18 protein-coding genes and 1 other annotated feature are annotated in these 23,247 nt (G+C 38.1%); of the genes, 4 read left to right on the top strand and 14 right to left on the bottom strand.

Annotation, left to right across the window (positions count from 1 at the left end; all coding sequences use genetic code 11):
- Nucleotides 1–11 precede the first annotated feature (11 nt).
- Entirely contained in the window at nt 12–1,574 is a 1,563-nt protein-coding gene (locus tag ISU02_RS10485) for an HD domain-containing phosphohydrolase (protein WP_194701796.1), read from the top strand.
- A 152-nt stretch (nt 1,575–1,726) separates the two neighbouring features.
- Here the strand turns inward: ISU02_RS10485 and ISU02_RS10490 are convergent, their stop codons facing one another.
- The 5 genes from ISU02_RS10490 to ybaK all read right to left on the bottom strand — a co-directional run bounded on the left by ISU02_RS10490 (nt 1,727) and on the right by ybaK (nt 9,474).
- Nucleotides 1,727–3,649: a sensor histidine kinase gene (locus tag ISU02_RS10490; protein ID WP_194701797.1), complete on the bottom strand. Its 1,923-nt coding sequence runs from the start codon at nt 3,647–3,649 to the stop codon at nt 1,727–1,729.
- A gap of 58 nt (nt 3,650–3,707) precedes the next feature.
- Entirely contained in the window at nt 3,708–4,793 is a 1,086-nt protein-coding gene (locus ISU02_RS10495; RefSeq protein ID WP_194701798.1) for an alanine/ornithine racemase family PLP-dependent enzyme, read from the bottom strand.
- 171 nt (nt 4,794–4,964) lie between these two features.
- A complete protein-coding gene (locus ISU02_RS10500) occupies nt 4,965–6,680 on the bottom strand; it encodes a methyl-accepting chemotaxis protein (protein ID WP_194701799.1) in 1,716 nt (571 codons plus the stop codon).
- Between the two features lie 124 nt (nt 6,681–6,804).
- Complete coding sequence (gene lysS, locus ISU02_RS10505; RefSeq protein WP_194701800.1) at nt 6,805–8,403, bottom strand: lysine--tRNA ligase; 1,599 nt, start codon at nt 8,401–8,403, stop codon at nt 6,805–6,807.
- Between the two features lie 219 nt (nt 8,404–8,622).
- Nucleotides 8,623–8,878: a binding site (T-box leader), on the bottom strand.
- Nucleotides 8,879–9,003: 125 nt separating this feature from the next.
- Nucleotides 9,004–9,474 carry a Cys-tRNA(Pro) deacylase gene (ybaK, locus tag ISU02_RS10510; protein WP_194701801.1) on the bottom strand — a complete coding sequence of 157 codons (471 nt, stop codon included), beginning with the start codon at nt 9,472–9,474 and terminating at the stop codon, nt 9,004–9,006.
- 249 nt (nt 9,475–9,723) lie between these two features.
- Here ybaK and ISU02_RS10515 point away from each other — a divergent pair, with 249 nt between their 5' ends.
- The gene (locus ISU02_RS10515; RefSeq protein WP_207736261.1) at nt 9,724–11,349 is read left to right on the top strand and encodes a M23 family metallopeptidase; all 1,626 of its coding nucleotides are present in this window, start codon (nt 9,724–9,726) and stop codon (nt 11,347–11,349) included.
- Between the two features lie 71 nt (nt 11,350–11,420).
- On the opposite strand, the gene ISU02_RS10520 is transcribed toward ISU02_RS10515, so the two are convergent.
- From ISU02_RS10520 to ISU02_RS10560, 9 genes are all read right to left on the bottom strand, one after another.
- A complete protein-coding gene (locus tag ISU02_RS10520) occupies nt 11,421–12,548 on the bottom strand; it encodes an HD-GYP domain-containing protein (protein ID WP_194701802.1) in 1,128 nt (375 codons plus the stop codon).
- Nucleotides 12,549–12,856: 308 nt separating this feature from the next.
- Nucleotides 12,857–13,693: a metallophosphoesterase gene (locus ISU02_RS10525; RefSeq protein WP_194701803.1), complete on the bottom strand. Its 837-nt coding sequence runs from the start codon at nt 13,691–13,693 to the stop codon at nt 12,857–12,859.
- Complete coding sequence (locus ISU02_RS10530) at nt 13,694–14,395, bottom strand: deoxynucleoside kinase (protein WP_194701804.1); 702 nt, start codon at nt 14,393–14,395, stop codon at nt 13,694–13,696.
- Nucleotides 14,396–14,409: 14 nt separating this feature from the next.
- Complete coding sequence (locus ISU02_RS10535; protein ID WP_194701805.1) at nt 14,410–15,522, bottom strand: DUF2225 domain-containing protein; 1,113 nt, start codon at nt 15,520–15,522, stop codon at nt 14,410–14,412.
- Nucleotide 15,523: 1 nt separating this feature from the next.
- Nucleotides 15,524–15,907: a Crp/Fnr family transcriptional regulator gene (locus ISU02_RS10540; RefSeq protein WP_194701806.1), complete on the bottom strand. Its 384-nt coding sequence runs from the start codon at nt 15,905–15,907 to the stop codon at nt 15,524–15,526.
- Nucleotides 15,900–17,120: an MFS transporter gene (locus ISU02_RS10545; RefSeq protein ID WP_194701807.1), complete on the bottom strand. Its 1,221-nt coding sequence runs from the start codon at nt 17,118–17,120 to the stop codon at nt 15,900–15,902. The genes ISU02_RS10540 and ISU02_RS10545 overlap by 8 nt, the downstream gene beginning before the upstream one ends.
- A 33-nt stretch (nt 17,121–17,153) precedes the next feature.
- Nucleotides 17,154–18,257, bottom strand: a complete 1,104-nt coding sequence (gene mnmA / locus ISU02_RS10550) for a tRNA 2-thiouridine(34) synthase MnmA (RefSeq protein ID WP_194701808.1) — start codon at nt 18,255–18,257, stop codon at nt 17,154–17,156.
- Between the two features lie 20 nt (nt 18,258–18,277).
- Complete coding sequence (locus ISU02_RS10555; RefSeq protein WP_194701809.1) at nt 18,278–19,384, bottom strand: cysteine desulfurase family protein; 1,107 nt, start codon at nt 19,382–19,384, stop codon at nt 18,278–18,280.
- 312 nt (nt 19,385–19,696) lie between these two features.
- Complete coding sequence (locus ISU02_RS10560) at nt 19,697–20,227, bottom strand: 2'-5' RNA ligase family protein (RefSeq protein ID WP_194701810.1); 531 nt, start codon at nt 20,225–20,227, stop codon at nt 19,697–19,699.
- Nucleotides 20,228–20,357: 130 nt separating this feature from the next.
- Here ISU02_RS10560 and ISU02_RS10565 point away from each other — a divergent pair, with 130 nt between their 5' ends.
- Nucleotides 20,358–20,744 carry a response regulator gene (locus tag ISU02_RS10565; RefSeq protein WP_194701811.1) on the top strand — a complete coding sequence of 129 codons (387 nt, stop codon included), beginning with the start codon at nt 20,358–20,360 and terminating at the stop codon, nt 20,742–20,744.
- Nucleotides 20,745–20,768: 24 nt separating this feature from the next.
- Nucleotides 20,769–23,159 carry a methyl-accepting chemotaxis protein gene (locus ISU02_RS10570; RefSeq protein ID WP_194701812.1) on the top strand — a complete coding sequence of 797 codons (2,391 nt, stop codon included), beginning with the start codon at nt 20,769–20,771 and terminating at the stop codon, nt 23,157–23,159.
- Nucleotides 23,160–23,247 lie beyond the last annotated feature (88 nt).

Below are 23,247 nucleotides of genomic sequence, written 5' to 3' on the forward strand. Positions count from 1 at the left end.
AGGAGATAGCCATGACACATAAATCGCCCACGATGAATCATCACAAATTTGACTTAGATTTTCTCTCTAAAGAAGACAAACCCGCTATGCCTCTTAAAAAAACATACAAAATCATCATAGCAGATGATGATGAGGACGTGCATGTTTTAACTGAACTCTTATTAAAGGATTTTGTCTTTGAGGGCGAAGGCCTCATCTTCATTCACACTTATTCCGCTGTGGACACAATAAGATGTATAGACCGAAATCCAGATGCTGCAGTTATTTTATTGGACGTGGTTATGGAAGAAATGAATTCGGGCTTAAAAGTTGTGGACTATATTAGAAAGGTTCAAAAAAATAGACTGGTCCGAATTGTTCTCAGAACTGGCCAACCCGGCTATGCGCCTGAAGAGAATTTGATCAGGGATTATGACATCAATGACTACAAATTGAAAACCGAATTGACTAAACAAAAAATGTATACAACACTTTATGCCTGCCTAAGATCCTATAGAGACCTCATTCATATTGAACGCAATAAAAGTTCACTGGAAGAACTCGTCAAGATCAGCGGCGACTTATTTAAAAAGAGTTCTCTCTTTGATTTTCTAGAATCTATTTTCATGCAAATTTCAATTTTTCAAAAGTATTCGCACCACTTGCCTCTGAGTTCAAAAGTAGAAAAAAACGGTTTGATCTTCAAGGCGGATGGCATCATTTTAGTTGGCATGGGTAAATACAAGATTTATGAAGATCATAAAATTGATGAAATAAAGCATCTCATTGGTCTAGAAGATTTGCTCACAACATTGCCAGAGACAGACGAGAACATCATTTACCTAAAACAGGGGTTGCTTTTTTATAATAAGGGCCTTTCTGCCCTGAGAGATTATGTCTATATTGAACTGAATAAAGATCTCTACGATAAAGCTTTGATTGAATTGCTCATTAACAATTATGCTTTGGCACTGGAGAACTATCAGCTCAACGAACTTCTTATCAAGAGTCATGAGGATGTCATCTTTACACTGACAGAAACCATAGAAAGACATTCAAATGAAACTTCAAATCATGTAAAGCGCGTTTCTATGTTTATGAAATTACTGGCAGAGCATTATGACACCCCAGAATCGGAATGGGACTTGCTCAGAATATCAAGTGTCCTTCACGATATTGGCAAAATAGGCATCCCCGATTCCATACTGAAAAAACCCGGCAGACTGACTTTTGAAGAATTTGAAATCATCAAAACACATACTGAAATTGGCTATAGAATTTTGGGAACCAATAATCATCCCATCTTTGAAAAAGCAGCGGATATTGCCTATTATCATCACGAAAAATTTGATGGCACCGGTTATCCACTAGGTCTGTCCGGCACTGATATCCCCCTTTATGCGAGAATGATGGCCATAATTGATGTATTTGATGCATTGGTCAGTAAAAGGTGCTACAAAGAGGCAATCCCCATTGATGAAGTCTTTAAGATCATGGCATCAGAATCCGGAAAACATTTTGATCCCATTCTGCTGGAACTCTTCCTAAATGATAGAGCTGCAATAGAAAAAGTACTTACAACATATAATGATTAAGCAAGACAAGAGCGATAGCCCAATGCGTTTTTCTCACGAGGCTATCGCTCATTTCATGCGATTCAATCCGATGTGTCACATCACGTGTATTACAGTCAGGCATGCATCCATCACAGTCAAGTAGAGCTCTCCTGACGATGCCCCTACCCTACTCATTTGACCGGCACCTCAATGATAAACCGAGTGTAACGATTGACTTCGCTTTCAAGTACAATTTTTCCTAAAAGCGTTTGTGTAATAATATTGTAGACAACATTCATCCCGAGACCACTGTTGCCATTTTTTCGATTTGTCGTAAAGAATGGCTCAAATATTTTTTTCATGTGCTCAGGGTCAATGCCCCTGCCATTGTCTTCATAGACCAGAACCAGTACATCAGACTGCAACTGACATTCAATTCGTATAATGCCATTCATTCGATCTCTAAAGCCATGTTCAATAGAATTCATAATGAGATTGGTAATGATTTGAGAATAAGCCCCTGGAAAACTATCCAATTCTATCGCAGAATCACAATTGAGTTGAATCTGATGCTGTTGCCTTTTATATTCTCCTCTTAAACTCAAAATAACATCTTCTATTGTCTCTTTTAAATTAAATTTAACACGGACTTCACTGCTTTGATTCACAGCAATCTTCTTAAAACTCTTCACGAGACCTGCTGCACGATTTAAATTATTGGTTAGGAGATGCGTGGCTTCTCCAATTCCTTCAAAGTATTCAATCAAGTCTGCCTTCGTCATTTTGCCCTGTTCGATGAGCTCTAAGTTTTTTTGATTCAATAACTCAATATGTGATGTTGTCGATATGCTCACGCCAAGAGGCGTGTTGATTTCGTGTGCAACGCCTGCAACCAAGTTTCCAAGAGAAGCCGCTTTTTCCGTTTCAATGATATATTGATATTGCAATTCTAGCTCTTTGTTTTTTTGGCTGATTTTCTCTTCCAATACCACGTTTTCATTCCTAAATGTCGTTATGATACTTTGAAACGAATTGCAAATCATGCCCATCTCGTCTGCTCTGCTCAAATGACTTTCAGGAATATTTTTGGAGTAATCTCCTGAGGCAATATCATCTGCAAATGAAACCAGCAGCTCATAAGGTTTTGTATGTCTTCTGACCATTAGGTGAATCGTGCCAACTGCCAATATAAAAGCAATCACCATAAAGAAAACAATCCAAAAATAGATGCCATATATAGACTTATTGATACTTTCTCTATCCAACAGGGTAATCACGTGCCATTTGTTATTGTCTATGCTATAACTCATCAGATAATACGGTTTTCCCTGATAGTCAATGCTGACGAGTTCTGGCTTTGGCGAAAATATCGCATGGATGTATGGCTTCAAGGGGTCTTCTGAGTCATATATTGAGGCATTCATCACTTTGTCAGAATCTTCATGGTAGATGTATTTACCATCATCCGTTACCAAAAAGGATTTGTCATATTCGGACAACGCCGTATCTTTAAAGATCTCTGGTATGGCATCCAGCATGATATCCACAACAACAAATCCATAAATCTCATTGTTTTCTCTAAGTGCGAGAATCGAGGAGATCACTGTTTTACGCGTATCCCATTCCACATAGGGCGGCGTAAACGCCACTGTGTCTGAATGAGTTGCCACCGCGTACCAAGGCCGTTTTGTAACTTCATAATCGACGTCAGGCACCGTGTTGAAATTATCCAGATAAAAGTTGGCCTGTTCGTTTGCCACCCAGGCTAAAAAATGAACGGGATTGCTTTCCTTTATTTTGACCAAATAATCATAGACATTAGGATAATAGGGACTGCTCTTTACATCCTCCCGCGTTTTAACCGTTTTCAGATAATCTAATATGTCATGATTTAATGCCATCTGCCTCGTATAGAGTTGAGCATTTTCAAATATATTGGCAACATCTTTTGAAATGGATTCAGATTGAATGTACGTTTTTTCAAGCAAATCCATTTTAACTCTTTGGGTCATAAATTTAAAACTGCTCAATCCAATCGCACTAAAGACAATCAATAAAATCCCAGCAATCAGAAAAGAAAGCGTATTGGCCAAACTTCTTCTAATCCACTTCATTTGATTCCTCCCATTTCGTTCGCCATTAGATACATACCCGTCACAGAGTGCTTCCTTTCTATTCAAATAAAATAGGCATCTCCTGATTCAAAAAAGCTTGAAGCATGGCCTGATAAAACATGTCAAAGCTCATGACATCCCCCACTTGATAAGGCTCTTTTGAATCGGTTATATCGACGATCAAATGATCACTGCTACTGCCGTAGATAAAGACCTCAGGGTCCATTGGCATCAATTTTTCATGATCTGAAATATCTTGACGCCCAAGTGCCAGTATAGCACGTTTTCTGATGCCTCGATCCTCATAAACAGGCGTATTTCCAAAGGCATCCACAGAAATAACACCATAGGGATAGGTTGGCTTTTCTTTAATCTCTATAATCTCAGCTTTAATGCGCATGGTATCCTCATAGAGTGTGTCCAGTTTCATATTGTGATATAGAGGCAGGTCTTTGTTAATCAATAGGCTTTCGCCCAATCTTAAATGGTTAATCCGTTCAGGCATCGTATCTTTAAAAATAAGCGGCAGAGAACTGGTTGCACTGCCTGAAATATACTTTAGTTTTCTACCAATTTGTCGCTCCACTTTTTCAGCAATCTCTATCAGAGCATGCATCTTCTCCACAGTTGGTCTGATGGAGCCGTAGCACCCCAAATTGGTTCCAACCCCTATAAGTTGTAAAGTGGTCCATTGAGATTCAATTTTATCCACCATTTCCTCTAATTTTACCTGATCAAAAATACCTTCTCTAAGATCTCCCATTTCGATCATCAAGACGACTTGGTGATTTTTTTTATGCATCTTACATGCAGTATGAATAGCTTCAAGTACACTTTCTTCAGAGTTCAAGCTGACATCTACATATTTGACAAGCTCGTTGACCTCTGAAATCATAGGCGTTCTAACCAACCATGTATCGCATTCAAAAGCAGCTCTCTTCAGAGCCTTCAAATGTGTAATTCTAGAACTTCCAAGGCTTTCACAACCACTCTCAAGCATGAGCTTTGCAATTTCCTCATGCCCATTACAACCTTTTATAATGCCCGTCACCTTCACGTGACTTCTTGTGCACCTTGTCAAAATTTCATGCATATTGTGCGATAAGTGCTTTTTATTTATACTGATATGTGGATATGAATTCATAGGGAATCCTCCTTCTATTTCAATCATTATAATGTATATATAATAAATTTTAAATAAATATTCTTCAAAAACTCCATAATGATCACAAATCATCAAAATAGCTACATTTCATAAGCAGCAAACTCATAAAATGTAGCTAAAATAAGTGGTTGAATCGACGTTGATTCCAATTTAGAATTTGAACTTGTTAATCATTTCATCTAGATTTTCAATCAACTTAATATTAGATCTTAAAATTTCATTTACAGACTCCGTTTTATGAGAAACCTCTTTGGAAATATTCAAGATGTTCTCAACCTCATCCGCCTCTTGCTCCGTTGCAATTTGAACCTCTTTAACATTCTCAGCAATGGTTTCCATGGAACTTGTGAGCTGTTCTGATATGGCACTGAGTTCCATCATAATGCTGTTAAATTCTGAGGCATCGTTGCTGTATTGATCGCCAATTTTATTGAGTTTATCATAATCCAACAAGACCGTTTTATCAATAAAGCTGAGCATTTCACTGGAGTCATCAATTAAAGTGCCAACTGATTTTTGTATGAAGTCAACGGTCACTTTAATATTTGAAACTAAATTTGCAGATGCTTCCGCCAATTTGCCCACTTCACCAGCAACCACTGCAAATCCCTTACCAGCATCTCCAGCTCTGGCCGCTTCAATGGAAGCGTTCAATGCCAACATATTGGTCTGAGCCGTTATCTTGAGAATACTTTCGAGCAACTCATTGATTTTATTAACTTCTTTTGCATTGATCATAGCCTCTTCTATTCGCGCCTTAACTGAAGAGTACATTTCAGAAGCATTTGTACTTGCCTTTTTAGAGTCATTTTTAATGATATTGGCACGTTTATTGATTTCATTCACACGCTCTGCACCTTCAGTCGCTTTTATAGCCACAACCTCAATGGCATCCTTTGCTTCTTCAAGCGTATCACTCACATGCTCCGTTGCCGCTGACGTTTGTCTGATCACAGCGGAAATATCCGTTGTGGATTGAAGTGCTGAACCGGAAGTCCCCTTCAGATAATTCATATTTTCCGATATGACCGCAGAGTCACCGCTGATTTCTTTCGACGTTCTGATCATGCTGCTCAGAAGGTCTTTTAATCCTTGACTGACCTTGTCAAAGGCTTCACCGATTTCACCAAATTCATCCTTTGTGTGAATATTCATTTTTTCAGAGAAATTAAGTGTTTTATATTCATCCGTTCTCAGAACGATGGTCCTTAAAGTCTTATTGATCGGAATGACAATTATGGTTACAATCAAAACTGAGAATAGAATTATGATTATGGAAATAATGACAACTTGTAGATAAATAGAGCGCTGAATGGCAACTAAATCATCCACATAAATACCCGTTCCTACAATCCATCCCCATTGAGTATACTGTTTTACAAAAGATATTTTAGGTTGAGGGACATCAACGCCTGGTTTTGGCCACTGATATCTTACAACACCTTCACCATCTGTTTTTGCAACAGCAACCATTTCTTGAAATAAATACTTGCCATCTGGATCTTGAATACCTGAAATATCTGTATGATTGAGTTCAGTTTTAATCGGATGCATGAGCATCGTATTATTCAAATCATTCACCCAGAAGTATTCCACTTCATCGTAACGCATATTTTCAATCGCTGTCAAAGCAGTTTCTTGAGCTTCTGCTTCAGTGACTTCCCCAGCTTCAAAACGCTTGTGTTGAAACTCGATCTCAGACAACGGTAAATCCACTAAATCACTTAACTTAGCGATTGTACGCTCTTCGATGATGGCATTTGTCTTAGGTAAAATATACAACAAGATCAATGCCGTAAAAATGAGAATGATAAATGCTGCCAGCGTTATAATCTTGTATTTGAGTTTCATATTTTTTAAGAACATAACATCGCCTCCCTTAATGGATAAATACCCAAAAAAGACGATTTAAACAACTAAAGCTTTTGCATATAAGAATTATTTTAATAAATTTCATATATTTCCCTCTATCCAAGCATATATCAATGCTCTACGAAACTCTCATATGGCTTGATTCAACATAGGTGATTTTCTTGGGGACCAACAGGTGACGCAATCTATGTACCCCTACCACTTCCACTAGAATCGCAATATTGGGGCCAGATTTCTGCCCTAAAACCAGCTGATAGATCACTTCAAAAAATCGCTTTTGCATTTTTTTGCGTTCATTTGCAGTATTGGCCTGAACAATTTCATAAATCTCACCAATCAATGCTTCATCAGAACCTTTAAATGAAACGATCAATTCGACAAAAGCTTTGACCCATTTCTTCTCAGGTGCATTTAAACTCGAATAAAAGGCTGCATTAAATTTTTCGTTGATCTGGATTGCCCGCTCTTGATGCCAGTTTCGAATCCAATACGTCGCCTTTGCACATTTAACTTTAAAAGTTTCCATGTCCTGATCTATGGTTCTAGAGAATAAGCGATAAAGCACATTTATATTGAAATTCACAAGCGGCAAAGTTGAAGCAATTAATGAAAACTTAGGTTCTCTATCCAGAGTGGACTGTTCTGCACTTGAAAGCATCATGATGGTCCTGAGCCGTTCATCATCTATTTTATGCTCTTTAAATCTTTTTAAATGTCTCTCGAATTCTGTGTATAGGCGAATCACATCATCGTCTAATCCAATGTCAAAGGCATCCGTATTTTTATATTTCGCAAAGAGATATAAGATGATCTCCTTTGGATATACTTTTAAAAGCTCATCAGGTGTTATTACGAGCCCTGTGCTACTGGACATCTTCGTCTTATTGCCTTTAAGGCCAATAAATTCATAAGGCATATAATGAGGAGGCTTGTAATTAAAAATTTGATTTGAGATTTTGGATGCAACGGTGAAGCTCCCATTGCGTGAAGAATGATCCCGGCCACCAGGTTCAAACACGACACACTCTTTGCGCCATCTCATCGACCAATCTATTTTCCAATTCAATTTAATTCGATTAAAAGATTCGAGTTCAGTTATTTCATGATGACCACAAGAACAGTGGTACTCCAAGGTATCATAAGTGTCATCATACACCATTCTGAGCACATCATCCTTGCCGCAGTTTCTGCAATATAGCGTAATCGGATAAGAACGCTCTCTTGAAACTTCATTCCATGTCTGTGTCTTAAATTGCATCTGAATATCGTATATTTCACGTCTTTTGATCAATGCCTCTCTGATGTCTTCCAAATATCGTCCGCGTTGGTAGGCTTCACTTTGATATATGAATTCTGGCGTTATGCCAAAAGCCTTTAAAGTGGTTTCAAATTGTGCCTCATAGTGTGCTGCATAAGATTCATGACAGCCGAATGGATCGGGAACTTCCGAATAAGGTTTCCCAATGTGTTCAGAAAAAGACTCCAGCACATCTTCCGGGACTTTTCTAAAGCGATCATAATCATCCCACGAAAAGATAAATCGTGTCTTCTTACCCAAACTTTCTAAAGATTTTATGACAAAATATGTGGTCAATATCTCCCTGAAATTGCCGATGTGTACCTGCCCAGATGGACTGATTCCAGATGCGCAAACAAAGGTTTCTAAATTTGGATTTTCTTCAATAAGTCTTTTTGCGGTTTCCATTGCCCAATGCATAAATATACCTCCTTATTGTATATTGTTGGCTTAACAGCTGATTTATATTTCACTTAATAACATACTTATTTTGAATGATTTTCAGCAACATTTGTGTCATCTCCGATGCCCCAAACCGATTTTCGCTGACGCTGCTTGAGGGTGAACATGCCTCAGCGCAACTTTCGACTCAAATCTTGTTGTTTTAAATAAAAAAACTCCCATCCTCAAGACTTAAGTCTTGAGGACGAGAGTTAAACTTCGTGGTACCACCTCAATTTATCGTATAAAAAAAACGACCTTTCAAGTACGGCAAAATTGCGTATACTCAATCTCTATAACGGGAGCAACCGTTGCATCATCCCCTGTCAACTGTCCAACAGGTTCCATACACAGCTCTGAGGCTTTATTCACCAAATTAAACATTTCTCCTTCTCAGCACACGGAGTTCTCTGTAAAACTTCAATTTGACTACTCTTCTCTTCACAGCTTTTGAATTATGAATTAAATGTATTATATACGAAACCCATGCATAACGTCAACCCCTAAATCAATTTTTGGGGAACTTATTTTCAATTATTTCATCCAAGTACGCCTATCCCATCACAAAAGTTTAATCATTCAAATCACAATATCTGCCACTTCATAGGATAACATCTCACTAAAGTCTACAATACTCATATTGAGTTGCATGCCAATTTTCCCTGCACTAAACGTAATTTCATCTAGCAAGATAATCGTCTCGTCCACAATTGTTGGATAGCTCTTTTTCATGCCTATGGGAGAACAGCCCCCTTTTACATAACCCGTCAATTTTAAAATATTTTTAACGGGAATCATCTCAACCGCCTTTTCTGAAACCGCTTTTGAGGCCTTTTTAAGGTCAAGCGTCTTGTCCACTGGAATCATAAAAACATAATGCTGTCCACTTCTCCCCACAGTCACAAGCGTCTTAAAAACACTTTCATAGGGCTTGCCAATTTTTTCCGCCACTGTGATGCCATCTAAAAAAACGCCACCTTCACCATAAGTAAAAATAGAAAACTCAATGCCCTTTGCCTCACATAATCGAACTGCATTTGTCTTTTCCACGTGATCACCTCTCTACAAACAAGTACCAGCACTTCATCCAATCTTTCTCAATCAGATCTCTTCCGCATATGACTCTATCATAGACCAATTGATCGGCTCTTTCAACATTTCAGCCGATATTTAATACGTCGTTTTATATTTATGTACGCTCTCATTATCTCCTTTTCAACTGTTAAAGATCACTTTGAAATGATATAATGATGGGGATTTACTTTTTACTCTAATCCAATACGATTCTCCGGAGGCAATATGAAAAATAAGAGAGAAAAGCAATACATTATAGGATTACTCATCATTATTCTTGCTATTTTAGGATTCCTCTATGTATCTTACACCACATTTACGGCTCGCTCCATAGTGCATATTCAAATCATAGACAACTCACAGTCTGTTCTCGATCAATTTGATTTTGATAAAACAACACCATTTACAGCCTTTGATAGGCGTGTTGAACCCCCACAAGATAAAGAGACGCCATCTGCTATAGAAAAGCCGCTTTTTTTACGTTTTGTAAATTCACTCAAGAACAAAGTCACCTACGAAATCATAGATATTGATTCAAGCGGATTTTTACTTAAAAATGTTAAAGATTCAAGTTATATACTCTTACCACATGCGAACATGATTTCAAGTTCAGAGGCTTTATCTGCATATTACGCAGAACTTATGCCAAGTCGTCTCACTTTAAATCAAACCCCTATTGGACCCACTGCATCCATTGATCAGAATAAGTGGTCTTATCTCTCACATGACAATAAATGGGTTGCCCTCACAGATGATGCATGGCACATGTCAAGCGCGAATCTCACAGACATCGTCAACGTACAGGGTGAAGCTATTCAGTTGCACCTTCAATCTGAGAAACCTTTTACCCTCGGCATGCTCTGCGTTACGGACACCAGTGACAACCAGATCATCTACGAGGGCACTCTGAACAGCGAGTACTTGTTTCTACCCGAATATGATGGCACATTCCGTTATCATCTTCAACTCATTTACACCGATAACAAAACCTATAAAGGAGATCTCACCACAGAGTTGACGATTCAAATAGATCGACCAATAAAAGTCAGCTTAGAAAAAGATCAAATTGAACAAGGCGGTTACAATACTCTTTTAGTCCAATATGCCTCAGAAACAGATGCTTTCGTCGCTGAACAACTGCCTTATGACATTCAGTTCTTCAAAGACGAAAACAACCTAAAAGCAATACTCTATGCAGACTACAGAACTCAAGTTGGCAACTATCCATTCGTGATTAAAGCCTCCTCTGACGACCGTATTTTCCCCTTAGAGTTTAAAGTTAAATCTCGCAAATTTCATATCCAGCAACTTATTATTGATGAAACCGTTGCTGCAACCACAAAAAATGACACAGCCAATGCAGAATTCTCCCAAAAATATTCGCCTTTGAGAATGCAATCTTCTGATGCAGATCTCACCGACGGCGACTATATATTGCCCACCAAAGGAAGGTTGTCCACTGAATATGGCGAAACCAGATATGTCAACGGCTCACCAACTTTCTATAGACATTCGGGTCTCGATATTGCCGCACCTAGGGGGACTCCTGTATACGCCACCAACTCTGGCAAGGTTCTTTTGGCTGCGCCACTCATATTGACAGGCAATACCATTTTGATCGATCATGGGCAAGGCTTCTTTAGCACTTATTTTCATCTTGACACACTTACGGCTAAAGAGGGCACACTGGTGTCAAAAGGCGATTTGATTGGCGAAGTAGGCACCACAGGTTTTTCCACAGGACCTCATCTTCATTTTATCATTTCGTATTATGAACATAATCTCGAACCAGGTTACTTTTTAGTTGGTGAACCCATCACCTATAAAAACTATAAAAACTTTTTAAAATAATGCTTTTACTTTTAAATAAAATTAAGCATAAAAAAATGCCTTGGATTGCTTTTGAGGATCATGTCAAAAGTTTAATCCGTGGCATTTTTACTGATTTGATGGAATAAATCTATATCCCAAGTATCTACAATAAACAGAGTGCGATTATACTCAAGATTGATTTCTTCAACATCTAAAAAACTATTTTTATCATTGAGATTAAGAACTTTAACACTTGGCCTGCTCGGACTTGCGTGTCTAAAATGTGTGACGACACCGATTCGACCATCAGACAGAACCACGCCTGAACCCGGTGGGAAAATACATATATTGTTGGTCAACGTCCGGTAGATTTTAGGATCAATTTTAAAGACAGATTCTGTCATCAAAATTTCCAAGGCTTTGTAGATCGGCATTTTAGACCGATAAATTCTATTGGTCGTCATAGCATCATACATATCACAAACGGTTACAATCTTCACATACTCTGGGATCTCAATGCCCTTTAATCCCAATGGATAACCAGATCCATCCAATTTTTCATGATGGAGTCTGATAATCTGCTTGGATAAAAAAGGAATCTGAGAAACCGTTTCCGTAATCTCATAACCAAATTGCGCATGTTTTTCCACTTCAATGCGTTCTTCTAAAGTCAGTGAGCTCGGTTTATTGATCAGCATTGGACTGACCTTCATTTTACCAATATCATGTAGTAATGCCCCAAGAGCAATATGCTTAATGTCCTCTTTTTTATAACCCAGTGCCTTTGAAGTTAAAATCGACAAAATGGCAACATTCACATTGTGCTTGTAAGTATAGCCATCAGATTGAAGCAAGTCCACCACAGTATATAAAATCTGATCTGCCTTTTCCAGAGTTTCAATCAAGAGTTCTAAAACTTCTTCCACAAGCTTCAAATTCTCTATTGGAATGACGGCCTTAATACCTTGCTTTTCTTGATACATGACATCATCAAAAACCTTTTTTATACTTGCAACAGATTTTTGCATCTCTGGCTCAGATAAGAGCGTTTCCTCTTTAATGTCCTTTTTAAGCGCGTTAAGGACATAAACAACATCGACATTATGACTCAATAATTTTGACAGGACATCATTGTTGATAATGGTCCCTTTTTTAATGAGCATTGTGCCATGTTCCGAATAGATGTGTTTGCTAATTTCATTTCCGAGTAAAGAAGCATTTACTTGGGTTGTCTGCATGATTCGCTCCAATAAGATATTTGATGATTTTACTATATCCTGTAAAAAGTGATATGTATAACAATACATGTGGTATGAATTCTATTTTTTGTTCTTTTGAGCGCCATCCCTTAATTATATCGGCACAACATAAATATTCTTTAGAGTATTCACGACTTTTTTTCAAATTTTCTATTCTTATTTTGAACTCTTTTGCTTTACAAATAAAATGCCCTCTCCTATGCAAACCGTTTGCTCTTTTAACGGTCTACACAGAAGGGCGCATATTTTCTTGTGCCATGACATCATATTCTATTGTAAAAAAGATATCACTCTATCGTAAAAACTGTTATTTTGGGAATATTTCCAAATCTGTACTTCATCTTTGTGTTGCCCAATCCTGTATTGACATACAAAAGTGATTGCCTCTCATTATCTATTTCGTAATAACCATTTGTGTAGATTTTAGACAGTGGCGGTGTAATAATTGGTCCCCAAAATGGCAATTTAATTTGCCCACCATGACTGTGCCCCGAGAGGATCAGGTCAAAGGGTTCACCCTTTGCATATTCGTAAAGGTCTGGCTCATGCAGAAGCAACACATTGTAATGCAATGCATCTATGTCATTTTCAATAAATTCAAAACTGGGGTCACCGAGCATGCCATCATCAATCCCATAAAAATCATAAACTCTGCCATTTGCCTCATAAGAGATCCTCTCATTGATTAAGACCACAAAACCTGCTTCAGACATGAAATCTTCATAAATTGCCTTTCCCCCACCTCCGAAATCATGATTTCCAAAGATGGCGATTTTTAAAGCAGATTTATTCAGTTGCTTAAGTATTTTAGATGCCTCGTCTTTGGAATCATAAGCATTGGGAACATCAAAGAGATCTCCAGTAAAGACAATGACATCTGGGTTTTCACCATTAATGCGATCCACAACTTTCTGGAATTGTTCTAAAGTATAAAAAGGGCCTAACTGCGTATCTGTAAATTGAACTATTTTCAAATCCGATGATGATAAATTTTCTGAAGCATATAAATCTCGTTTGTACTCAAGCGTCTTTCTTTCGGTAATCAGTAATTTTGCCTCAATTGAAGTCGCATATAAAAGGAGCAAACCAAAGAGTAAAAGCACTAAAATAAAGGCTTTTCTCATCTATATCCCCCTTTTCAAATAAGGCTCTAGAGCCTTTAGCAAATTTACCCGAACTTCTTCTTTGACAATGCCATCATCACCAAGAACACTTTCATTTAAATCTAGTCTTATCTTAGGGCACAAATCAAAAGCCTCAAACCATGCTTCATAATTTTTCTGCAAATCCACAAGATAATCTCTTGGTATGAGATCTCCTTCAGTAGATCGTCCTCTAAAATTGATTCTATGAAGTGCAGTATCCACACTGACATCAATATAGATGAGCACTTCTGGCACTTTAATGTGTTCAAGCATATTATGAAGCACGTTCTTATAAATCATGTACTCATCATTTGTCATTTGACCTCTATCATGAATGGTCTTTGCGAAGATCTCGTCACCATAAATAGAACGATCTAGAATTGCACGATTTCCCATTGCCTCAATACGCTTAATATCTTTGAATCGATCATTGAGAAACATCACTTGAATGATGGCACTCCACCTGGACGGCTCTTCATAAAACAAGTCGAGCATTCTCTGTGCTAAACTATCCTTGCCATCCGATTTTAATTCTTCAAAAATGGGCAAATCTAAAGATTCACTCAAAAACTTTCCCACTGTACTCTTACCCGCACCTATGATGCCATCAATTACTATTGCCATGTTTTTATTATTGCCTCCGTTTTTATATTGATCTTTGATCACAGATGTAAATTCCATTTGGACGCCTCTCTTTAACCCTTTTTGATCTCATACATCAAATCTTGTGCACGCTGTTTTAAACTCTTGTTGCTTGTTTTCACTCTGACGCCCTGAAGAATATAGTCACGGGCATTCTTTATATTGCCAAATTCATAACTCAACATTGCCAATTTTAGAGCAAGCTTAATTTCATCATCAGGATCAAGTGATGACGTTGAATTATACCATGCATCTTCTAGGTAATTCAAGAGGATTTCTCTTGCATGTTTTGCCGTTTCATAATCGTTCACGTCTTCCAGTAACCATGCATAAGATTGCCAAAGTCTAGCTTTTACAAAACTTGACTTCGTAACCCTTTCCAAGATAACGTTCATTTGATAAATGTCCGCAAAAACTTGTTGAATATTGCTTTTCACGAGCACTAACTCATGATTCATCTTATACCTTGGCAGAGATATTTTAAGTTCATTCCGCACCAAATTATTGATTTTAAAAAATTCAGAACCAAAGTTTGTATAATGACAATAAGGACAACGCCAGAGCTGATACCAAAGCTCATCAATATCCTTATAGATATGCCTGAAATCCCGAGTTTCATGATCCAATTCCAACTGAGAAAATCTAATTTGATTGACTTTGAAATTAATGCCGCAAACAGGACAAACGATATCTTTATCAAAGAGGTATTTGTGATGTTCTGCTGGTAAAACCTTACGATAGCTCCTCTCTGATTTTATTTCCACATGGTCTTCATTTTTTAAAATTTGAACGCCCTTTTTAGCATTATAAAATTGATCCTTTTGGTTTTGACTCAACAGCTTATCATTTATGGCTTCGAGTTCTTCTGTCAGTAAGGATAGCATTTCAATGGTTTGAAGCGGATGCTCTTTTACATAGACATCCAAATACCGCAGTGGGACATAGAGGATTTCTGTCTTGGTATTACATATTGCATCAAACTCAAATGGCAGTTGATTTATAATCTTCTCAAGTTCCAAATAGCCGCCATCTCGAACTTGTTTATAAATGAGAGATCCGTCTTTTGACAAACTCACTGAACCCGTCTTCACCATGAAAATCCCCTCTGCTAAAAGACCTTTGCTGTAGATCATCTCAGATTCTTTAAAATGCATGGTCTCAAACATATTAACATCCCTTCTCAGCACAGCGCGATCGCGTACATTTAATTCTACCTGCTAACGTTTTTAACATGTTAATCGCATATTTAGGTTCTAGCATTATAAATTGTCCAAAGTTTTCTTTATCAATTCTAAGCGTCAATATGGGTTCTTGGGCAATTATTGTGGCAGATCTCTTGTGATCATGTATCACTGCCATCTCTCCAAAAACAGCTCCCGTCTTCAGCTTGGCCAACACAATCATCCGACCATCAATATCACTAGTCCTACAGGCGATTACAGAACCACTCAAAAGGATATAAATCGCATCTCCGGGTTCACCTTCAAAAAAAATAATATCATCTTGATTAAATTTCATAATACTGCCTATTTTGCGCAAAGCATCATTCATAATTGGTCCTCGCATTTTTATATTTGATTATTGAAATCACTAAAAAATTGATAATAAGCATCACAAAGCCAATCCATAAGATGTTTTTAATGCCGACATAGATAGAAATATATGTACCAATTGCAGGTGATACCATCCATCCCAGACTGCCCACCAAACCCTGTAGACCAAAGAGTGAGCCGCGATATTCTGGTGCTGTTAACCCCGCAGTCATAGATGTAATTAAAGGCTCTATCCCGCCAATCAATAAAAACAATACCCCATATAATCCAATAAACGCATAAAGTGAATGGCTCAGATTTAAGATCAAAGAAACGCCTATGGCAAGTCCCAGCAATAGCGCAATCAAATTAAATTTATTATAACGATCTCCTAATCGACTGATGAAAAGTGCCGCAATGGTTGTCATTACCCCTACAAATCCATTGACCAACCCTGTCATTGCAGCAGTACCCTCTTGGGTATGCATCAGCTCTTGGATATACAATGGGATAAAAGGCGTGAACACAGACCTTATAATCCTGTGAAAAAAGAGCATTAGAAGCATTAAGGCAATACTCATTGTTAAAATTTTTCTATAGGTCAACTCACGTTTTTCACCGCTGGCAGCAGATTTGACCCTTTGACTCAGCTCTTTGAGTGACGACTTGTCTTCAACCAGCCAAAATGTAATGAAAAAGGCACCGACCAACATCAATATGGCCCCTAAAAAAAAGCTGACTCTGTATCCAAAATACTCTGCAACGAATCCACCTATAAGTGGTCCCAAAGAGTAACCGATAAAAGTTGAAGAAGACAGAAATCCAAGTGCGTAAGAGAGCTTATTATCCGGCGTATTAGCGGCAACGAATGTAGAGGAAGCAGTGACCGTTCCAGTAAAAAAGCCCTGTAAAAGTCTCAGAATTAAAAGCTGCCACACCTGACCAACCATCCCCATAAGCCCTATGATAAAGAAAGCTGTAAACATGGCCCTTTGTATCATCAGTTTTCGACCATATCGATCTGATAAAATGCCCCATACAGGGGCCATAATCGCCATCGTTACCGCTGGTGCTGCACTGAGAAGTCCCGTATATAATTTGAGTGTGGTCGGGTCAGTCACCCCAAGATCCTGTATATAAAAAGGCATAAAAGGCAGGCCAAATCCAAAGCTTGTCAAAGATATAATTTGAGAAATCCATAAGATATATAGATTTGATTTCCATTGTTCCATTTTGTCACTCCAATCAGCTGAATAAATAGTCGCTTACTTAATCGTGCCCCCACCAACAAGTTTTTTGCCTTCATAAAAGACAACCGCTTGTCCAGGCGTAATCGCTCTTTGAGGCATATCAAACACAACTTTAACTTCATTATTTGGCAGAGGATAAAGCGTGCATTTTGCTGGTTTTGCACTGTATCTGATCTTCGCTTCGCACGCATAAGGCCCCTCTAACTGGTCAAATAATATAAAGTTAACTTTATCGGCAATCAAATGATCGCTAAAAACGGCGTCCCCTTCTCCGAGCACCACTTGATTTTGATCGGCATCTATAGCCACCACGTACATGGGTTTTCCAAAGGTGACACCAAGACCTTTACGCTGCCCCACTGTAAAATTGACGATCCCTAAATGCGTTCCCAAGACATTACCTTCCGAATCAATAAAGTTGCCCTGCTTGTCCTCAATGTCGCTATTGCGCTTTAAAAAGCCCACATAATCTTGATCCGGTATGAAACAGATCTCTTGGCTGTCCGATTTCTCAGATATTTGAACATCAAACCTCGACGCGATTTGTCTGACGGCTTCTTTGGATTCAAATTCACCAAGTGGCATCAAAATATGTTTCAATTGATCTTGAGTCAAATTATAAATGGCATAGGTCTGGTCTTTTAGAATCGCATTGGATTGCTCAACCAGATAGCGATCTGTCAAATCATCGTGATAGATTTTCGCATAATGCCCTGTTGCCACATAATAGGCCCCTAACTGATGCGCTTTCTCGAGTAAAGCATCAAATTTAACATACTTGTTGCAAGCGATACATGGGTTTGGCGTCCGTCCATGCTTGTATTCGTCAATAAAATAATCCACAACCGTCTCTTTAAAAACGGTTTTAAAATCCAGTGCGTAGAAGGGAATGCCAATTTGCATGCAAACTCGCCTTGCATCCTCCACCGATGAGAGACTACAACATCCTCCATCGTTCATAAAATGCGATTCGCTTAGAAAATCATCCTGCCATAATCTCATATTGACACCGATGACCTCATAACCCATTGCCTTAAGCTGATATGCCGCCACAGTGCTATCCACACCGCCACTCATGCCAACCACAACCTTATTTTTATCCAAATTATAATGATTCATATAGTAAATCCTCTCCTATTTCAAACAAGCACTCTCAGAGCGCTTATAAATTCATCAATGTCCTCTTCTGTTGTAAAATGTCCAAGAGATATTCTAAGACAACGCTTTGCTTCTTTTTCTTTGAGACCAATTGCCATTAAGACATGCGATGCCGAAATTGCCCCAGAACTACATGCTGAGCCCGTGGATACGGCAAAACCCATCATATCGAGATTAATCATAGCACTATCGGCATCCATTTTAGGCAACATAAAATTAACTATGCCTGGATGATTATCCGAGTTCATCGCATTGATTTGGATGTCAGCATTTAAATTTTCAATAGCTTGAATCAAGTATTGTTTTAGGGTCCTTAAATGTTTTATATGAGTCTCCCGATCCTCAAATGCAAGCGCACAAGCACTCCCAAATCCAATGAGATATGGTGTATTTTCTGAAAAAACAAAGGCCTTTGAACGAGTGCTGTATGGCAAACAAGCAATCAAGTCGCGCTTTATCGACTCTGCTTTTGGTGCAACATACAATCCGCCCATACCTTTTGGCCCATAGAGTTTATGCGCAGAAAAACTCATGGCATCTATCGGTAGTTCAGAAACCTTAAAACTTTCATTATAAACTGCTTGAACGCCATCCACATGGAAAAAAATTTGGCGTGCTCTTAAATAACTGCCCATGATCTCAATGGGTTGCCGCGTACCAATCTCATTGTTGTAAAACATCGTTGAAACAAATCCAGTCTTCTCATTCACACATCTATAAAATGCATCCAAATTGATGACACCATTGGCGTCTACCTTTAAATAACTCACCTTGAATCCATCACGTTCCAATTGCTTAAAGACATTTAGCACAGAGGGATGTTCAATCTCAGAAGTTATAATGTGGTTTTTATCTTGAGGCAAACTCCTGACAATCGTTTTAATGAGCACATTATTACTCTCGGAACCACAGTTCGTAATGCATATGTCATTATCATCACACCCCATTAAGGTAGCAATCTTTGTTTTTGCCACTTGTATTTCATGCCATACCGTTTCTATATCTCTATAGGCACCTATGATCACATCAGCAACCTCAGCTCTAACAGGCGTTGTTGCCGCATAATCCAGAAAAATTCTCTTTTTCATCTTACCCTCTTAAGTCATCCTCTATTTTATACAATTAACCGCTTCACAATTAACTTCACTTATCATTATACACTAAAATACACAATGAAAAAACAGGTGCTGGCGAGACACCTGTTTTTTCTGTGAGGTATTTAAATAAAGTTTACGTTTAAGGTTCCCATTACTTGGGAGGTAAAAAAAACTGAACAGGAAAAGTATAAGTTGACTATAAGGATGTTTATGTTTGATAATGATTATCATTATCTGTAACATTATATTACCACAGCATTTCGCTTTTGTAAACCCTCTAATTGAAAATAATTCTCATTTATTTCATGGATGCAAATGGTATTGCTTCTCAACAATCCATTGTTGCTCATCTTCTGACCACCTCAGCAGAGTAAGATTATCTATGTAGCTGTTAAATAATTTTTGTTCATTTTCAAGATAATTAGAAATCATATCAAATTTTTTACTAATTCTTCTACTGACAAGTGTACAGTGGAAGACGTGAGGTGTTGTCAATTGTGCCCTACTTTCAAAATGGGTTTGTGCTTTTTCTATGTACTGTATTAAAGTTTGCTCGGCTTCCTGAGTCATTTGAATTTTCAGATAGACGACATTGTCTCTAAAAGAGCCTATCCCCCCCACAATTACGGGCATTCTCTTGTGTGTTTTGGCGTATAACTCTGTATATCTGACCAACGCCAAAATATCTTCGCACTCAAATGGTGGTATTAAAGTCATATGAGCGCCGATTTTTTGTGGCTGAACAGAAAAATGCTCCTTCAGCGCACTGACCAATTCGCTATGATGTTTTTTTACTGGATCACTAAAGAGATTAACGATTAAATATCTACTCATAAAGACCTCCGCATATTTTATTATATTATAGCATAATGTATGTAATTTGAATAAAATATGCGGACTAGGGTATAAAGTTGCAAAGAGAAATACTTTAAAAATACAATTAATACATAAAGAGGTGTACATCATGAATATTTTAATTGTTGAAGATAATAAATACCAACTGGAAAATTTAAAAAAAATGGTGATGGAAGGCTTAGGAGATCATGCTGGTAACATCTACTGCGCTTCTAACATCTCCGCAGCAAAACGTATTTTTGAAGAGGACCCTATCGATTTTTTTATGCTTGATATTTCTTTAGGCTACGAAAGCGGCTTGGACCTCGCCGATATGATTCACAACACAAAGACATATGAAGATGCTTGCATCGCCATAATCTCAGCACATAAAAAATATGAAAACCGAGCAACTGAAGACTCTAAATGTCATGTTTTCATTGAAAAGCCCTACCGAAAAGAAGAGATTTTAGAATTAGTAAACCGTGCACTAATTCACCATTTAGAAAAAATATAATTTGAATAAAGGAGGGGCATTTTATTGAAGAATTTGAAAATACGCTATAAGCTATTGCTACTTGTTTTAGGTGTTGTCTTTATTTTTTCGCTATTGATAGCAACTTACCTCATTCCGACATCCATACACACAATTGATGAACGAACGGAAGATAAACTTAAAAATTTAGTAGATGTGCCTTATAGCATTATTGAGGCCAACTATGAGCTCTACAAGGCAGGCGTTATTTCAGAGCAAGAAGCTCAAACTCAGTCCATGGAAACCATTCGAAAAATGAGTTTTTCTGTCGATGACTACTTTTGGATTAACGACTATGACGCCTACATGCTGATGCACCCTGTAAGCCCTGCTCTGGAAGGTCAAGATTTAAGCCAGCTTGAAGATACCAATGGCTTTCAGTTTGTCAGCAAGTTCGTCGATATTGTAACGAGTTCAGGAGAAGGTGCTCTGGAGTACTGGTGGAATAAACCGGGTGAAGAAAAACCTCAACCTAAGCTTGCGTATGTAAAGGGTTTTGAAAATTGGCATTGGATCGTGGGCGTCGGCATTTATGTGGATGATATACAAGCTGTAAAATCCGCTTTTCTATTTAAAGTCATTCTCATCTCTACTCTAATCATTTTATTAGCTCTAATCTTGACATTTTATTTTTCAAATCATATTGCTACCTCCATTGTCAAACTGACACAATTTGCAAAATCAGTATCTCTCGGCAAATGGGATACTGAGATCAAAAAAACAAGTAATGATGAAATTGGAGAACTCACAGACGCCTTTAACTTAATCATTGAAACCATACAAAGTTCACTTGAACAAATACATGTTGCCAATGAAAAAATACAATATGGGCATTTAGATACTCAAATTGATGCAACCTCTGTTAGCGGCAACTGGAGGCAGCTCCTAGAGAGTTTTAATGCATTGGCGAGTACTCTAGAAGGGCATATCCGAAATGTACCCGCACTTCTAATGACAATTGATCCAGATTTCAACATTTTATATATGAATCGGTCTGCACTGGCATTACTCGATACTGATCTTGAAACCGTCCGAAAGTCGCACTGCTATGATCTTTTTAAAACCGAAGATTGTAGGACTGAAAACTGTGCATGTTCTCGTGCCATTCAACTTCAGAAAAATGTAATTTCAGAAACCATTGCAAGACCTAACGGGGGCGTGCTGGACATAAGATATGAGGGCATTCCTATTTTAAATAGTCAAAATAAAGTGGTGGGAGCATTTGAAATGATCATTGATCAAACCGCTGCCAAAGCCTCTGAGAAAATGCAAAATGAGCAGATTAGAATTGAGGCAGAGCGCGCTAAAATTCAAAGTGAGCGTGCAGAGTATCAAAAAAATGAAGTCACTAAATTGATTGCTCAGTTAAAACACGTTTCTGAAGGCCATCTCCAAGTGAACACACAGATTGAATCACCTTCAGTGAACACACAGGAAATCTATGATGATTTCAATGAAATTTACGCTCACTTGACATTTACCGTGGATAGTATTAGATCTTATATCAAAGAGTTATCTACCATACTGGGGAGCATGTCTCAAAAAAACATGAACGTTGGCATTGATCGTGAATATTTAGGTGACTTTGATGAAATCAAAGCCTCCATCAATCATATTATCCAAGTATTTAATGAAGTGCTCTCAGAAATCAGCAATTCTGCCAAGGAAGTCTCTATTGGTTCAGAACAAGTGGCTCAGTCGTCACAAGAGATTTCCCAAGGGGCTTATGAACAATCTCAATCCATTGATGAAATCATGACTTTTATGAGCAAAATTGCAAAACAAACTTCAGTCTCTGCCGAAAATGCATCTCAAGCAAATACTTTTTCAGTTGCCATCCAAAAGGATGCTCTACTTGGCAATCAGCAGATGGAAGAGATGGTAATTGCCATGAAAGAGATCAACGCAGCCTCTTCAGGCATTGCAAACATTATTAAAGTCATAGATGAAATCGCTTTTCAAACCAATCTACTTGCTCTCAATGCGGCAGTTGAAGCTGCCCGAGCTGGCGAACATGGGAAAGGATTTGCCATCGTTGCCGATGAAGTCCGCAATCTTTCTGGACGTACTTCCACAGCGGCAAAAGAAACAGAAGCGCTTATTGAAAACAGTTTAGCCAAAGTAAAGGCAGGTTCCGACATTGCGAAATCTACATCCACTGCACTTGTAAATATCGTTTCTGGTATTTCCAGTGCTGCAGAAATTATTGCGAGTATTGCAACACTAACCAATGAACAAGCCACAAATATTACCCAAATCAACGCTGAACTCAGCCAAATCTCTCAGGTGACTCAACGCAACTCTGCAACAAGTGAGGAAGGTGCCGCCGCAAGTGAGGAAATGGCTTCACAGGCAGAAATTTTATTAGAAATGGTCAATCAATTTGAACTCAAGTAACCATCGTATTAAAGAGTCAATCGTTGGAGTGGGGATTTATCGAATCCCTACTCCTTATTTTGTCTTTGAGCTATTTTTCAATACCTCA

It is taken from the genome of Fusibacter ferrireducens (genome assembly GCF_015352425.1).
Classification (GTDB): Bacteria; Bacillota; Clostridia; order Peptostreptococcales; family Acidaminobacteraceae; genus Fusibacter_A; species Fusibacter_A ferrireducens.

Coding starts and splice junctions, on each gene's coding strand:
- ISU02_RS10490 (WP_194701797.1), bottom strand. CDS start 3,649: ATGAAGTGGATTAGAAGAAGTTTGGCCAATACGCTTTCTTTTCTGATT.
- ISU02_RS10555 (WP_194701809.1), bottom strand. CDS start 19,384: ATGAAAAAGAGAATTTTTCTGGATTATGCGGCAACAACGCCTGTTAGA.
- ISU02_RS10530 (WP_194701804.1), bottom strand. CDS start 14,395: ATGGAATTTACATCTGTGATCAAAGATCAATATAAAAACGGAGGCAAT.
- ISU02_RS10520 (WP_194701802.1), bottom strand. CDS start 12,548: ATGCAGACAACCCAAGTAAATGCTTCTTTACTCGGAAATGAAATTAGC.
- lysS (WP_194701800.1), bottom strand. CDS start 8,403: ATGCATTGGGCAATGGAAACCGCAAAAAGACTTATTGAAGAAAATCCA.
- ISU02_RS10535 (WP_194701805.1), bottom strand. CDS start 15,522: ATGTTTGAGACCATGCATTTTAAAGAATCTGAGATGATCTACAGCAAA.
- ISU02_RS10485 (WP_194701796.1), top strand. CDS start 12: ATGACACATAAATCGCCCACGATGAATCATCACAAATTTGACTTAGAT.
- ISU02_RS10525 (WP_194701803.1), bottom strand. CDS start 13,693: ATGAGAAAAGCCTTTATTTTAGTGCTTTTACTCTTTGGTTTGCTCCTT.
- ISU02_RS10545 (WP_194701807.1), bottom strand. CDS start 17,120: ATGGAACAATGGAAATCAAATCTATATATCTTATGGATTTCTCAAATT.
- ISU02_RS10495 (WP_194701798.1), bottom strand. CDS start 4,793: ATGAATTCATATCCACATATCAGTATAAATAAAAAGCACTTATCGCAC.
- mnmA (WP_194701808.1), bottom strand. CDS start 18,257: ATGAATCATTATAATTTGGATAAAAATAAGGTTGTGGTTGGCATGAGT.
- ISU02_RS10540 (WP_194701806.1), bottom strand. CDS start 15,907: ATGAATGATGCTTTGCGCAAAATAGGCAGTATTATGAAATTTAATCAA.
- ISU02_RS10515 (WP_207736261.1), top strand. CDS start 9,724: ATGAAAAATAAGAGAGAAAAGCAATACATTATAGGATTACTCATCATT.
- ISU02_RS10560 (WP_194701810.1), bottom strand. CDS start 20,227: ATGAGTAGATATTTAATCGTTAATCTCTTTAGTGATCCAGTAAAAAAA.
- ISU02_RS10500 (WP_194701799.1), bottom strand. CDS start 6,680: ATGTTCTTAAAAAATATGAAACTCAAATACAAGATTATAACGCTGGCA.
- ISU02_RS10565 (WP_194701811.1), top strand. CDS start 20,358: ATGAATATTTTAATTGTTGAAGATAATAAATACCAACTGGAAAATTTA.